This is a genomic window from Bacillus sp. FSL R5-0286, from assembly GCF_038593245.1.
GTDB classification, from domain to species: domain Bacteria; phylum Bacillota; class Bacilli; order Bacillales; family Bacillaceae; genus Bacillus; species Bacillus altitudinis.
The window spans coordinates 555,129-568,350 of record NZ_CP151977.1; the positions used below are offsets into that span (position 1 = coordinate 555,129).

Below are 13,222 nucleotides of genomic sequence, written 5' to 3' on the forward strand. Positions count from 1 at the left end.
TTCGGGCTTTGTATATAATGGACCTGTCCTTTCATACAAAGGGCAGTTTTTAATCATCATTCACGAGATTACTGAAACAGCAATTAGAAGGAGTTTGAATAATTTGACTATAACGTTTCAAGATTTTCAATTAAGCGAAAGTCTCATGAAAGCTATTAACCGCATGGGATTTGAAGAAGCAACACCGATTCAAGCGGAAACAATTCCTCTCGGTCTTCAGAATAAAGATGTCATTGGACAAGCACAAACAGGAACAGGAAAAACTGCAGCGTTTGGTATTCCTCTTGTAGAAAAAATCGACCCAGCGTCTCCAAATATCCAAGCGATTATCATTGCGCCAACAAGAGAATTAGCGATTCAAGTATCTGAAGAGCTATACAAAATTGGCCAAGACAAGCGTGCGCGCGTACTTCCGATTTACGGTGGACAAGATATCGGTCGCCAAATCCGTTCGCTCAAGAAAAATCCTCATATCATCGTAGGGACTCCAGGACGTTTACTCGATCACATTAACCGTCGTACAATGCGTCTTCAAAATGTTGAAACAGTCGTGCTTGATGAAGCAGACGAAATGCTAAACATGGGTTTCATCGAAGACATTGAATCGATCCTTTCAAATGTACCAAGTGAACACCAAACACTTTTATTCTCTGCGACAATGCCTGCACCAATTAAGCGTATTGCAGAGCGTTTCATGACAAACCCAGAACATGTAAAAGTAAAAGCGAAAGAAATGACTGTATCTAACATCCAGCAGTTCTACTTGGATATCCATGAACGTAAAAAGTTTGATACATTGACTCGTCTTCTTGACATTCAATCACCAGAGCTTTCAATTGTTTTCGGCCGTACGAAACGTCGTGTTGACGAATTGACTGAAGCATTAAACCTTAGAGGTTATACAGCTGAAGGAATTCATGGTGACTTGACTCAGGCGAAACGTATGGTCGCGCTTCGTAAATTTAAAGAAGGTTCAATCGATGTGCTTGTAGCAACAGACGTTGCAGCACGTGGACTTGATATCTCAGGTGTTACACACGTGTATAACTTCGACGTACCACAAGATCCAGAAAGCTATGTACACCGTATTGGACGTACAGGCCGTGCTGGACGTACAGGTATGGCGATGACATTCATCACACCACGTGAAAAAGATATGCTTCGTGCGATTGAGCAAACGACTAAGCGTAAAATGGATCGTATGAAAGAACCAACTCTAGACGAGGCAATTGAAGGACAACAACAAGTCACAGTTGACCGTCTACGCACAATCATTAGTGAAAACAACTTGAACTTCTACATGACAGCAGCAGCTGAATTGTTAGAAGATCATGACTCTGTCACAGTGGTTGCGGCTGCTATCAAAATGATGACAAAAGAGCCGGATGCAACGCCTGTTCGTTTGACAGATGAAGCACCAATGATTTCAAAACGCAATCGTAATAACCGCAGCTCTTCTAAACGTAGAGACGGCGGCGGTGGCGGAGGCTACCGTGGAAAAGGTAAGAGCACTCGTTCATCTTATGGTGATAAAAAGCGTTCTTCAAATGACCGCAATCGTTCTTCTAACGATCGTCGTCAAAAGAAATCTTATAACAGCTAACATACAAGAGCGAATCCTTTGCAGGGTTCGCTTTTTTTAACAGGCTTTATGAAACTTTTTAGGCTTTCTTTCGTAATATATTGATAGAAAAGTAAGAGAATGGGGGAAGAATGTGAGAAAACAGCCGCAACGTCAAATCAGCTTAAATGGATTAAAAGTATGGCGTCTTCAAAATGGAATTATCTCATTGATTTTCTTATTCATCATCATTGGGGTATTTGTAGCTAGTTATTATTTTCAATGGCCATATTGGATTGGAGCCATCCTCATCGGTTTGTGGATTTTACAGATCATCTTCGGAATCTGGCTCATTCCGAAAATCCGCCATCACATCTGGCGCTACGAAGTATTTGAGAACGAAATTGAAATACAGCACGGACTGATTCGTGTCACACGTGTCATTGTGCCAATGGTACGTGTTCAGCATGTGGATACATCCCAAGGGCCGCTTTTAAGGCGCTACCGGTTGGCATCTGTTCAAATTTCTACTGCTGCGACAGTGCATGATATTCCGGCACTGGAATTAGAAGAGGCAGATGAGCTTCGCGATTACATATCTCGATTAGCAAGGGTGACGGAAGATGATGTCTGAACCAAAACGTGTACATCCAATCTCGATGTTCATTGATTTTATATCAGATGCTGTATCCATGATCAAAAACTTCATTATCCCTTTTTTCGTGCTTATTTTTGTGAACTCGAATTCAAGTATTCGTTTTTATGCGTTTATCATTCTTGGTGTGCTTCTTTTATGGAAAGCTGTTTCAACCGTTTTAGCATGGAGACGATTCACCTATCGAATGGAAGACGATGAATTTCGAGTAGAATCAGGTGTCATCACCAAAAAGAAAAAGTATATCTCGTTAGAACGAATTCAAACGGTGAATACAAGTGAAGGCATCTTCCAGCGGATTTTCGGTTTGGTTCGGGTGCAAATCGAAACGGCAGGCGGGACGGATGGACCTGAAGTGAGCCTGACGGCCATTACAAAAGCAGAAGCTGAGCAATTAAAGCAATCGATTTTCAACCGGAAGAAAAGCTTGCAACAAGAAGAAATGAATGATGAAAATTTAGATCTAACTGATCCTCTGACAGCGCAACAACCTGTAGAAAAGGAAATCAGTGTTTCCTACCGAATGGGTATACCAGAGCTGCTTTTGGCTGCGACCACTTCAAGCGGAATCGGCGTCATTATTTCTGGGTGTCTCGCCATTTACACACAAATAGATGAAATTCTGCCTTTGGACGGATTCCTCAAACGGTTTTCTTTTTTAAGTCATGCGAGTGTTGAGATTTATGCGATTCTCATATTTATTGCCGTATTGATTGCGTGGATTCTTAGTGTTGGGGTAACAGCCCTTCAATATGCGAATTTTACCGCAAAACGAAAAGGGAAAGACATCATCATCACAAGAGGACTCATCGAAAGGCATCAAATGACCATTCCGCTTGCGAGAATTCAAGCAGTGAAAATCAAAGAAAATATTCTGCGTGAACCATTTGGTTTTGCGACGGTCATGCTTGTCAGCGCAGGAGGTTCCATTACAGAAAAAGAGACTTCTTCTGTCTTATTTCCACTCATACGGAAGAAAAAAATCAATGAATTGTTAACGCAATTTACAGATCAATATCAGCTGGCACCAGAAAGTGAATTGAAAAAAGTGCCGAAGCGTTCACTAAAACGTTATCTGATATCTTACGGATTTGTTCCATTACTTGTAGGTATAATCCTTTCTGTACGTTTTCCACCATGGGGATATTTGGCGCTGATTCCATTACCATTTGCCTTGTTTTTTGGGTATTTAGCCTATAAACAATCAGGATATGTGATCAAAGATCAACTGATTCAATTAACGACAAGAGGTATCGGCAAGACCACCGGAATTGTTTTAAGAAAACGAATGCAAAACTATACGATGACCCAATCCTATTTTCAAAAGAAAGGGCGGGTGGCAAGTATTCACACCTTCGTGAAGTCCTCTGCCTTGCTTGATTCCTTTGGTGTGCATCACCTTGAAGAGGAAGATGCTGCACGTGTATGCGATTGGTATTCCTATGAAACGAATCAATCAACTTAAACCAAAAAATGTCGATCAGCTCCCGTTAAACGGAGTGATCGACATTTTTTATGAGCTTAATAGCGTCGTTTTTTTGAATGGAAGAATAGGGTGATCGGTGCTAGGATCATGCCGCCTATCAATCCAAATAAGTGGGCCATGATGTTGATGTTCGAGTTGACGAACGTCATAATGACAGAAACGCCGAGAATCGTTAAGATGACCTGAGAATTACCACGGTCCATCATATGCGGTTTAAATAGGACAAGATAAAGATAGACGCCAAATAAACCAAATATCGCACCAGAAGCCCCGACATGTACATACTCTAAAGGCTCCACCCAATAGGTTCCGAGATTGCCAATGAATCCAGCACCCAGATAAATCACAAGAAATCGAACCTTTCCAAGCAAATACTCAAGTGCTGGAGCGAATAGGAAGAGCGACATGGAATTGAACAGAATATGTGTCAGACTTCCATGAAGAAAAATAGGCGTTAAAAGCCGCCACCATTCCCCTGCTGCAACACCATAATTAAAACCAACGAGATGGTCCTGCCCAAGCTGGATCATTGGAATAGGGATTGCAAATAAAAGCCATAGGCCGATTTGCAAAGCAAGGATCGCTGTTACGATTGGATACGATCTAATAAATTGTTGAAAGCTCTCCGTTCGAATAAACATAACAAACCCCTTTTGACTAGATAATGGTAAGTTTATAGTAACACGTTTATGAAGCGAACATCCAAATTAGTACGAGTATCATAGGAGGTACCTCATGATTAAAGGAATCGGTATGGATATTGTAGAGATCGGCCGGCTGTCACGAGTGCTTAGCAGGCAGCCCCGTTTACCAGAACGAATTTTGACTTTACGTGAACAGGAAGTCTTTCGCACACTAAGTGAAAAGAGACAGCTGGAGTTTCTGGCAGGACGTTTTGCGGCGAAGGAAGCATTCGCAAAAGCATACGGTACGGGAATTGGTCAGTATGTCAGCTTTCACGACATCGAGATACAAAAAGATGCGAACGGAAAACCTCTCATCAAAAGTGAGAAAACAAAAGAAGACTACGTTCATGTATCCATTACACACACAAAAGAATATGCTGCAGCACAAGTTTTAATTGAAAGGTTGTCAAGCTAGTCTGCATATTGTTTGTCCCCCCTTCATATATTGGGTAGTGCGATAAGGAAGGGCGAGTTGCTAACAGGCTTTGATGGTTCGCGGTACGCAGTTAACTCTTGAGGCGTACTGTTAAAGTCAAACAAGCGGTTTCTTCCTTTTAACACAATTAACGAAGGGGTTGAAAAGGGTGAGAAAAAGCTTTGTTTTGCTTGTAACGGGGATCCTTTTTGTACTGATTCTCTCCGCATGCGGTCAAAAATCTCAACAGGATATCGTTGGAGATTTAAACAAAAAGGCAGAGGAAATGACATCATACAAAGCCAAAGCAAAAATGACCATTGAGACAGGAAATGATCCGCAGGAATACCATGTGGAAATTTGGTACAAGAAGCCGGAGCTTTACCGTGTCTACTTAGAAAATCCGAAGAAGGATCAGAGTCAAGTCATTTTAAGAAATGGCAATGGTGTATTTGTGCTGACACCTTCATTAAACAAAAGCTTCCGCTTCCATAGCGATTGGCCGAACAACAGCAGTCAGGTGTATTTATTTGAATCACTTGTGAAAGACATTAAAAATGACAGTGCAGCTCAGTTCAAAGCAAAAGAGTCGAAGTACGTTTTTGAAACAAAAACCAACTATCAGCACAACCAAATGCTGCCGACCCAAGAGATTACTTTTCATAAAAAAACAATGGCGCCTGCTAGTGTGAAAGTACTGGACAGCGATAAAAAGCCAATGGTGAAAGTAGAATTCTCTCACTTTGAATTCAACAAATCCTTTGACAAAGACGCCTTTGATGAGAAGAAAAATATGACACTTTCTCAAATGGATGTTGCCACAAGTGCAGATCCATCTGACAGCTTTGCTGTGAAAACGCCTGTGGATATGCCAGAGGGCGTGAAGAAAATGGAAGAGAAAGAAATGACAACAGATGCCGGGAAGCGTTATGTGATGACGTATGGCGGAAAGAAATCCTTCACACTCATTCAGGAAAAAGCGCGGGTAGCAGAAGCGTCTACGCCTGTTACGATGAACGGCGAGCCAGTCGATCTTGGCATGACAGTGGGTGTTCTGACAGACAAATCTCTTTCTTGGACATCTGATGGAGTTGACTACTTGATTTCTTCAAGTGATCTATCGAAGGAAGAGCTCTTGATGGTTGCAAAGAGTGTAGAAGGCCAGTCAGCTAAATAAATACCTCAGGCGAGAGCCTTAGATATGAAACATCAGCCCTATACAAGGGCTGATTTTCTTTGATTTGTTTCACTTTATTCCTGATTTTTAGTATCATATGAGGGGATTGAATCATTCAACAGGGAAGTGTGACGGATGAACACAAACGCCTTTTATAGAGACACATGGGCAGAAATTAATTTATCAGCAATCAAGCATAATGTTTCACATATGAAAGATCATATCGGTCAAAATGTTCAACTAATGGCTGTGGTGAAAGCCAATGCATATGGACATGGAGATATAGAAGTGACAAGAGCTGCTCTCAAAGCAGGAGCAGACGTATTAGCCGTCGCCTTTTTAGATGAAGCCATTTCTTTAAGAAATAAAGGCATCAAAGCACCAATACTGGTACTCGGCGCTGTACCGGCTGAATATGTCAAAGTCGCCGTTCGATACAATGTCATCATGACTGCATACTCCATCGATTGGCTGAGAGACGTCACCAACATGATGAAAGGGCAGATGGGACAGCCTATACGATTTCATTTGAAAATAGACAGCGGAATGAACCGATTAGGTGTGAAAACGATTGAGCAAGTGAACGAAGTGAAAAAGCTTGTCAGCGAGCACTCTTATTTACAGCTGGAAGGCGTATTTACTCACTTTGCGACAGCAGATGAAAAGGATGAATCCTACTTTGATCGGCAGGTCGACACCTTTCAAACACTGCTTGAGCCGCTTCATACGGACAAGCTGCTCGTTCATTGCGCCAACAGTGCGGCGGGTCTAAGGTTTAAAGACGTCTTGTTTAATATGGTTCGCTTCGGTATCAGTATGTACGGGCTGTCACCGTCAGAAGAAATCAAGGATGAACTGCCTTTCAAGCTCGAAGAAGCTATGTCTCTTCATACAAAACTTGCCCATGTGAAGCACATTCAAAAGGGTGAGAGTGTCAGCTACGGAGCAACGTATACAGCCAATCAAGATACGTGGATCGGCACGGTTCCAGTTGGCTATGCAGATGGATGGATCCGGAAGCTGGCAGGAACGGAAGTACTTGTTGGCGGAAAGCGCCGGAAGATCGCTGGAAGGGTTTGTATGGATCAATTCATGGTTGAACTGAAAGACAAGCTTCCAGTAGGGGAACCGGTCGTTTTAATTGGTAAGCAAGGAGAAGACATGGTACCAGTCGATGAAATCGCTAAAAGACTTGAAACCATTAACTATGAAGTCACGTGCTCGATTGGCCACCGTGTTCCAAGAGTATATATAGAAGACGGCAAAAGAGTGCAAGTGCGGAATCCACTCCTTCAAGGCGGGTCAAGTTTTTAATAAACAACATTCAAAAAGAACGATAGTCAAACTGACTTCGTTCTTTTTTATTCGACAAAAATAGGGTAAACATTCTCCCTTTTTTAGAGATTTTGGAAATACCGTATGATTTTCGGAAAAAAGCGTATAATGGGAAAGAGGAACTCCATTATCATCTTGATTTACGGGTGGCGAGCCGCTTCATGTTCTAATAAGAAATCATGAAAAAACAGCTTTGCTTGTGCATTGAATAATGGTATGATTAGTCTTGGAATGGATCGAAACGGTATCCGTAAGTTTTGTGGAGGTGTATGTTTTTTGTCTGAATCCAGCGCAACAAACGAAATGAAGATTCGACTGCCGGAGGCTTTAATGTCTGAAATCGAACGAGTAGCAGAGCAGGATAAGGTAACAAGAAATGAATTGATCTACCGAGCGACAAAAACGTATATTCGTGAACGTAATATTCGACAAAATCGTGAATCGATGAGACGCGGCTACATGGAGATGGCGAAAATTAATCTGAATATCTCTTCAGAGGCACAATACGCAGAATTTGAGGCTGAGAATACAGTTGAGCGATTAGTCAGCGGGGGTTAAACATTTGATTGTTAAACGCGGTGATGTTTACTTTGCTGATTTATCTCCTGTTGTTGGCTCCGAGCAGGGCGGGGTTCGCCCGGTATTGGTGATTCAAAATGACATTGGAAATCGCTTCAGCCCGACTGCTATCGTTGCAGCCATAACAGCCCAAATACAAAAAGCGAAATTACCGACTCACGTCGAAATTAATGCAAAGCGCTACGGCTTTGAACGAGATTCTGTCATTCTTTTGGAACAGATTCGTACGATCGATAAACAAAGATTGACAGATAAAATCACACATCTTGATGATGAGATGATGGAGAAGGTTGATGAAGCCTTACAAGTTAGTTTGGCTCTTATTGATTTTTAATATGGTGATACTTGGTTGCTCTATTGGGAGCAACTTTTTTTGTGTTCAATTTTTTTTAACGTTATAATGAAGAAAGACTAAAGAAGAGCTTTAAATGTAAGTAGGGGGTAAAACATGTCGAATCATATCGTGTTAGCTTTTGCAAGAAAGCACCAAAAGGAATTAGAAACAGAGTGGACGGACATTTTAAAACGACTCGGAGAAAAAGAAACGGACATGATGCTGAACGACAAAATGTATGAAACCATCTGTTCGGAATATGTTCAACTCATCATTACATCTCTTTCAGAGGGGGATAATGAAGATTTTGAAGAAAAAGTGCAAAATTTTGCTTTGAAAATCGTTCAAATGGGTATATCACTTAAGTTACTGGCAAACGGTCTAACGGAAATCCGTACACATTTATATGAAAAAATGAACGATGACAAAGATACAACACAAGAAAGTCATGACCTCATCTGGCAAATCGATCGATTCATCACACCCATCCATAATGAGATCTTAAACCAGTATTCCATCTCATGGGAAAAAACCGTCAGCCTTCAAAAAATTGCGCTGCAGGAACTTTCTGCCCCGCTAATCCCTGTGTTTGAGCACATCACCGTCATGCCACTTGTTGGCACAATTGATACAGATCGTGCGAAAAAAATTATGGAGAACCTGCTTAATGGTGTCGTCAAACATCGCTCACAGGTCGTCCTGATTGATATCACGGGTGTACCTGTCGTAGACACAATGGTGGCACACCATATTATTCAAGCGTCAGAGGCTGTGAGATTAGTAGGAGCGAAGTGTTTACTTGTCGGTATTCGCCCAGAAATAGCCCAAACAATCGTTAACCTTGGAATTGATTTATCTCAGGTTACAACAAAGAATACCCTTCAAAAAGGAATTCAAACTGCTTTGGAAATGACAAATCGAAAAATTGTTTCATTGGAGGGATAACCAATTGAGAAATCACCCGAAGATTCCAATCTTAAAATTATATAATTGTCTTCTGATTTCAATACAGTGGGAGCTTGATGATCAAACAGCTCTTCACTTTCAAGAAGACTTACTGAATAAAATTCATGAAACAGGAGCAAACGGTGTGGTCATTGACTTAACATCCGTCGATATGATTGATTCATTTATCGCAAAGGTATTAGGCGATGTGATCACCATGTCCAAGCTCATGGGGGCAAAAGTTGTATTAACAGGAATACAGCCGGCAGTCGCTGTGACGCTTATTGAACTTGGCATTTCACTGGAAGAAATTCAGACAGCACTAGATCTTGAACAAGGGCTTGAGACACTGAAGCGGGAATTGGGGGAATAGATATGAAAGACCAATCCTGTGTAAAAATATTGACGGAATGGGACATAGTCGCAGCAAGACAATTGGGGCGGAATGTTGCAAAAGAACTTGGTTTTGGAACAGTTGACCAAGCAAGAATTACGACGGCCATTTCAGAATTAGCTCGTAACATCTATTTATACGCTGGTAAAGGTCAGATTTGTATAGAAGAAGTGATGGAGCGCGGAAAGCGTGGACTCAAAGTCATCGCAGCCGATGAGGGGCCTGGCATCATGGATATACGTAAAGTAATGGAAGACGGATTTTCTACATCAGGCGGACTTGGAGCAGGCTTGCCGGGCGTCAGAAGACTGATGGATGAATTTAAATTAGATTCCGCACCAGAACAAGGAACTGAGATACAAGCTGTCAAGTGGCTTCGCTAGGAGGGAAACCATGGATTTTAAGGAGGTAATGGAGCAGCGTTATCATCAGCTGCTCAGTCGTTATATCAGTGATTTAACTGAAACATCGCTTTATCAAGCTCAAAAATTTAGCCGTAAAACCATTGAGCATCAAATACCTCCTGAAGAAATAGTGAGTGTTCACCGAAAAGTGATTCAGGAGCTTTACCCTGATTTGCCGGAAGATGTCTTTCATTCACTAGACTTCTTAATTGAAGTCATGATTGGATACGGACTTGCCTACCAGGAGCATTTAACACTAAGAGGCATCCAGCAAGAAATTAAGTCGGAAATTGAAATTGCTGCAAATGTTCAGCAAACCCTTCTGGAAACGAAAATTCCAGAAGGAGACACATTTGATATCGGAGCCATCAGTGTGCCGGCAAAACAGATGAGTGGGGATTATTACCATTTCGTAACAGATCACGATACAATCAATATCGCGATTGCAGACGTCATTGGGAAAGGCATTCCAGCTGCGCTCTGTATGTCGATGATTAAGTATGCGATGGATTCCTTGCCAGAGTCTGGCAGCGGTCCAACGAAAGTGCTCAAAACCCTTAATCGTGTGGTCGAGCAAAACGTAGACCCAAGCATGTTTATCACCATGTTTTATGGCAGCTATAATAAAGAAACACATGAATTTAAGTACGCATCGGCTGGACATGAGCCGGGCTTTTTCTATTGCAAAAAAGAGAATCAATTTTACGATTTAGATGCAAAGGGTCTTGTGCTTGGAATTGCACCAGATTTTGATTATAAGCAGTATGAGAAGCATTTGGACGTAGGGGATATGGTGATCTTATTCTCTGATGGTGTCACAGAATCCAAATCGGAGGATGGCTTCCTAGAGCGTGAGGATATCAAAGCCCTGATATCTGAGAACCTATCCTATTCAGCTCAGGAAATGGTGGATTCCATCTATGACAGCTTACTCAAGCTGCAAGAATTTCAGCTGCATGATGATTTTACGTTACTTGTCCTCAAAAGGAAGGTTTAGAAAGTGCATAGACGGGTATATAAAATTCAAGGAAACAAGAATTTCGAGGTGAATGCATAATGAATATGTCTGTAAAAGAGCATCAAATAGATCAAAAAACAAAAATTAGTGTTAGTGGAGAAATCGATGTATACTCTGCTCCTCAGCTAAGAGAAACACTCATGCCTAAAGCCGAGGCGGGAGAGCATCTAGAGATCTGTTTGAAGGATGTTACGTATATGGATAGTACAGGATTAGGTGTATTTGTTGGGTTGTTTAAAGCAGCTCAAAAAGCAGGTGGAACACTAAAGCTTGAGAACTTGTCAGAGCGGCTTGTAAGGTTGTTTGAAATTACTGGATTAAAGGACATCATTGACATTTCTGCAAAGTCAGAGGGTGGGGTACAATGAACGAAACAGTAGATCTAATCGAGATGAAAATACCGGCAAAACCAGAATATGTAGGCATCATTCGTCTGACTCTTTCAGGCGTAGCGAGCCGAATGGGCTATGTCTACGAAGAGATTGAAGACTTAAAAATTGCCGTCAGTGAGGCTTGTACAAATGCAGTTCAGCATGCCTATAAAGGTGCAGATGGCGAAGATGGAGAGGTAGCGGTTCGCTTTCTTGTCTACGAAGATCGTCTAGAAATCATTGTCGCTGATAAAGGCGGTAGCTTTGACTTTAAGCAAAAGCAGGAAGACCTAGGGCCGTACACATCTGCTCATACGGTGGATCAATTGGCAGAAGGAGGTCTTGGTTTATACTTAATGCAAACATTGATGGATGAAGTCGAGGTGCAAGCAAACTCCGGAGTTACCGTGGCGATGACAAAGTTTTTAAACAGGGAGCGAGTTGACCATGACACAACCATCCAAAACTATGAAACTAACTAAAGATGAAGTGGATCGCCTCATTCAAAGCTATCAATCCAACCAAGACGAGCAGGCGCAGCTGACACTAGTTGAGTGTTATACAAATCTTGTGGATATGCTCGCGAAGAAATACTCCAAAGGAAAAAGCTTTCATGAAGATTTAAGACAAGTTGGAATGATTGGTCTACTCGGCGCAATTAAGCGTTATGATCCACTTGTCGGTAAGTCATTTGAGGCATTTGCCATTCCAACCATTATCGGGGAAATCAAACGCTTTTTACGTGATAAAACATGGAGTGTCCATGTACCAAGACGAATTAAAGAGCTTGGACCAAGAATCAAGATGGCAGTTGATCACCTGACAACGGAAACGCAAAAGTCACCTAAAGTACAAGAAATTGCAGAATATCTAGATGTAACAGAAGAAGAAGTTCTTGAAACAATGGAGATGGGCAAAAGCTATCAAGCGCTGTCTGTTGACCAAGGCGTAGAGGCAGATTCTGAAGGAAGCACTGTGACGATTTTAGACGTCGTCGGCTCACAAGAAGAAGGGTACGAACGTGTAAACCAAAAAATGATGCTTGAAAGTGTGCTTCACGTTCTGACGGATAGAGAAAAAGAAATTATCAATCTCACGTATTTGCAAAATAAAAGCCAGAAAGAAACAGGCGATTTACTCGGCATATCTCAAATGCATGTATCAAGGCTGCAGCGGAAGGCAGTTAAAAAGCTACGAGATGCATTGTCAGAAGATGCGTCTATGGAGCTAGGGTAATGAAGCAGATCGAACAGCATGAGCATGTAAACGCCATTATCTATCAATCGAACAAAGAAGGAAAATCATGCTGCGGGGACAGTTTTTTTATTAAAGCAGATGATGAAGAACTAATTTGTGCTGTAGCAGACGGATTAGGCAGCGGTCAGTTCGCCAATGAATCATCTTCTTTAGTCAGCGAAATTGTCGAAGAATATGGACATGAGGATGTAATAACCCTCATTGATAGATGCAATCAGGCCATGAAAAATAAACGCGGGGCCACTGTAGCCATATTAAAGGTGAATTTTTCCCAACAGCAGTTTACCTATTGTTCGGTTGGTAACATTCGTTTTATCTTGAATGCACCTTCTGGCGACTATATTTATCCACTTCCGACATCAGGATATCTATCAGGTAAACCTAGAAAATACAAAACATACACCTATTCCTACGAAAAAGGTTCGACATTCATTATGTATTCAGACGGGCTGAATGTGCCAAACATGCGAATGTGTTTAAAGCATAGCCATTCAGTTGCAGACATCGCAAAAGAACTTGAAACATACACACATGACAAGAAAGACGATCTCACCTATGTACTTGGTCAGCTTACATGAAATAGCTGACCTTTTTTCTGTTTTGCC

General features: G+C 41.6%; 17 protein-coding genes. 16 read left to right on the top strand and 1 reads right to left on the bottom strand.

Translation table 11 applies throughout. From position 1 onward, the window contains the following. Positions 1–103 precede the first annotated feature (103 nt). The 3 genes from NST24_RS02645 to NST24_RS02655 all read left to right on the top strand — a co-directional run bounded on the left by NST24_RS02645 (position 104) and on the right by NST24_RS02655 (position 3,681). Complete coding sequence (locus tag NST24_RS02645) at positions 104–1,603, top strand: DEAD/DEAH box helicase (RefSeq protein ID WP_041092982.1); 1,500 nt, start codon at positions 104–106, stop codon at positions 1,601–1,603. Between the two features lie 112 nt (positions 1,604–1,715). Further along, positions 1,716–2,195 (top strand): PH domain-containing protein, encoded by a 480-nt coding sequence (locus NST24_RS02650; RefSeq protein WP_342462282.1) that lies wholly within the window; start codon positions 1,716–1,718, stop codon positions 2,193–2,195. Continuing rightward, the gene (locus NST24_RS02655; RefSeq protein WP_282746646.1) at positions 2,185–3,681 is read left to right on the top strand and encodes a PH domain-containing protein; all 1,497 of its coding nucleotides are present in this window, start codon (positions 2,185–2,187) and stop codon (positions 3,679–3,681) included. Before NST24_RS02650 ends, NST24_RS02655 begins: the two co-directional genes overlap by 11 nt. A gap of 56 nt (positions 3,682–3,737) precedes the next feature. On the opposite strand, the gene NST24_RS02660 is transcribed toward NST24_RS02655, so the two are convergent. Further along, complete coding sequence (locus NST24_RS02660) at positions 3,738–4,343, bottom strand: rhomboid family intramembrane serine protease (RefSeq protein WP_007496491.1); 606 nt, start codon at positions 4,341–4,343, stop codon at positions 3,738–3,740. Between the two features lie 94 nt (positions 4,344–4,437). Here NST24_RS02660 and acpS point away from each other — a divergent pair, with 94 nt between their 5' ends. The 13 genes from acpS to NST24_RS02725 all read left to right on the top strand — a co-directional run bounded on the left by acpS (position 4,438) and on the right by NST24_RS02725 (position 13,195). Then, on the top strand, positions 4,438–4,803 hold the full coding sequence (acpS, locus tag NST24_RS02665; protein WP_017366663.1) for a holo-ACP synthase: 366 nt from the start codon (positions 4,438–4,440) through the stop codon (positions 4,801–4,803). Between the two features lie 160 nt (positions 4,804–4,963). Next, positions 4,964–5,980, top strand: a complete 1,017-nt coding sequence (locus NST24_RS02670) for an outer membrane lipoprotein-sorting protein (RefSeq protein WP_007496489.1) — start codon at positions 4,964–4,966, stop codon at positions 5,978–5,980. 135 nt (positions 5,981–6,115) lie between these two features. Then, a complete protein-coding gene (gene alr / locus NST24_RS02675; protein WP_342462283.1) occupies positions 6,116–7,294 on the top strand; it encodes an alanine racemase in 1,179 nt (392 codons plus the stop codon). A 297-nt stretch (positions 7,295–7,591) separates the two neighbouring features. Then, positions 7,592–7,873, top strand: coding sequence for a hypothetical protein (locus tag NST24_RS02680; protein WP_003214273.1), 282 nt, complete (start codon positions 7,592–7,594; stop codon positions 7,871–7,873). A 4-nt stretch (positions 7,874–7,877) separates the two neighbouring features. Continuing rightward, entirely contained in the window at positions 7,878–8,228 is a 351-nt protein-coding gene (ndoA, locus tag NST24_RS02685) for a type II toxin-antitoxin system endoribonuclease NdoA (RefSeq protein WP_003214169.1), read from the top strand. Between the two features lie 114 nt (positions 8,229–8,342). Beyond that, complete coding sequence (locus NST24_RS02690; RefSeq protein WP_058336383.1) at positions 8,343–9,173, top strand: RsbT co-antagonist protein RsbRA; 831 nt, start codon at positions 8,343–8,345, stop codon at positions 9,171–9,173. A 4-nt stretch (positions 9,174–9,177) separates the two neighbouring features. After that, positions 9,178–9,546, top strand: a complete 369-nt coding sequence (gene rsbS, locus NST24_RS02695; protein WP_003214235.1) for an RsbT antagonist protein RsbS — start codon at positions 9,178–9,180, stop codon at positions 9,544–9,546. Positions 9,547–9,548: 2 nt separating this feature from the next. Then, positions 9,549–9,950: an anti-sigma regulatory factor gene (locus tag NST24_RS02700; protein ID WP_003214085.1), complete on the top strand. Its 402-nt coding sequence runs from the start codon at positions 9,549–9,551 to the stop codon at positions 9,948–9,950. 10 nt (positions 9,951–9,960) lie between these two features. Beyond that, positions 9,961–10,968: a PP2C family protein-serine/threonine phosphatase gene (locus tag NST24_RS02705; protein WP_017358394.1), complete on the top strand. Its 1,008-nt coding sequence runs from the start codon at positions 9,961–9,963 to the stop codon at positions 10,966–10,968. Positions 10,969–11,027: 59 nt separating this feature from the next. After that, the gene (locus tag NST24_RS02710) at positions 11,028–11,357 is read left to right on the top strand and encodes an anti-sigma factor antagonist (protein WP_017358393.1); all 330 of its coding nucleotides are present in this window, start codon (positions 11,028–11,030) and stop codon (positions 11,355–11,357) included. Beyond that, on the top strand, positions 11,354–11,842 hold the full coding sequence (gene rsbW, locus NST24_RS02715) for an anti-sigma B factor RsbW (RefSeq protein ID WP_048001251.1): 489 nt from the start codon (positions 11,354–11,356) through the stop codon (positions 11,840–11,842). The genes NST24_RS02710 and rsbW overlap by 4 nt, the downstream gene beginning before the upstream one ends. Continuing rightward, positions 11,808–12,596 (top strand): RNA polymerase sigma factor SigB, encoded by a 789-nt coding sequence (gene sigB / locus NST24_RS02720; protein WP_012009000.1) that lies wholly within the window; start codon positions 11,808–11,810, stop codon positions 12,594–12,596. The genes rsbW and sigB overlap by 35 nt, the downstream gene beginning before the upstream one ends. Continuing rightward, positions 12,596–13,195 (top strand): PP2C family serine/threonine-protein phosphatase, encoded by a 600-nt coding sequence (locus NST24_RS02725; protein ID WP_342462284.1) that lies wholly within the window; start codon positions 12,596–12,598, stop codon positions 13,193–13,195. Before sigB ends, NST24_RS02725 begins: the two co-directional genes overlap by 1 nt. Positions 13,196–13,222: the final 27 nt, after the last annotated feature.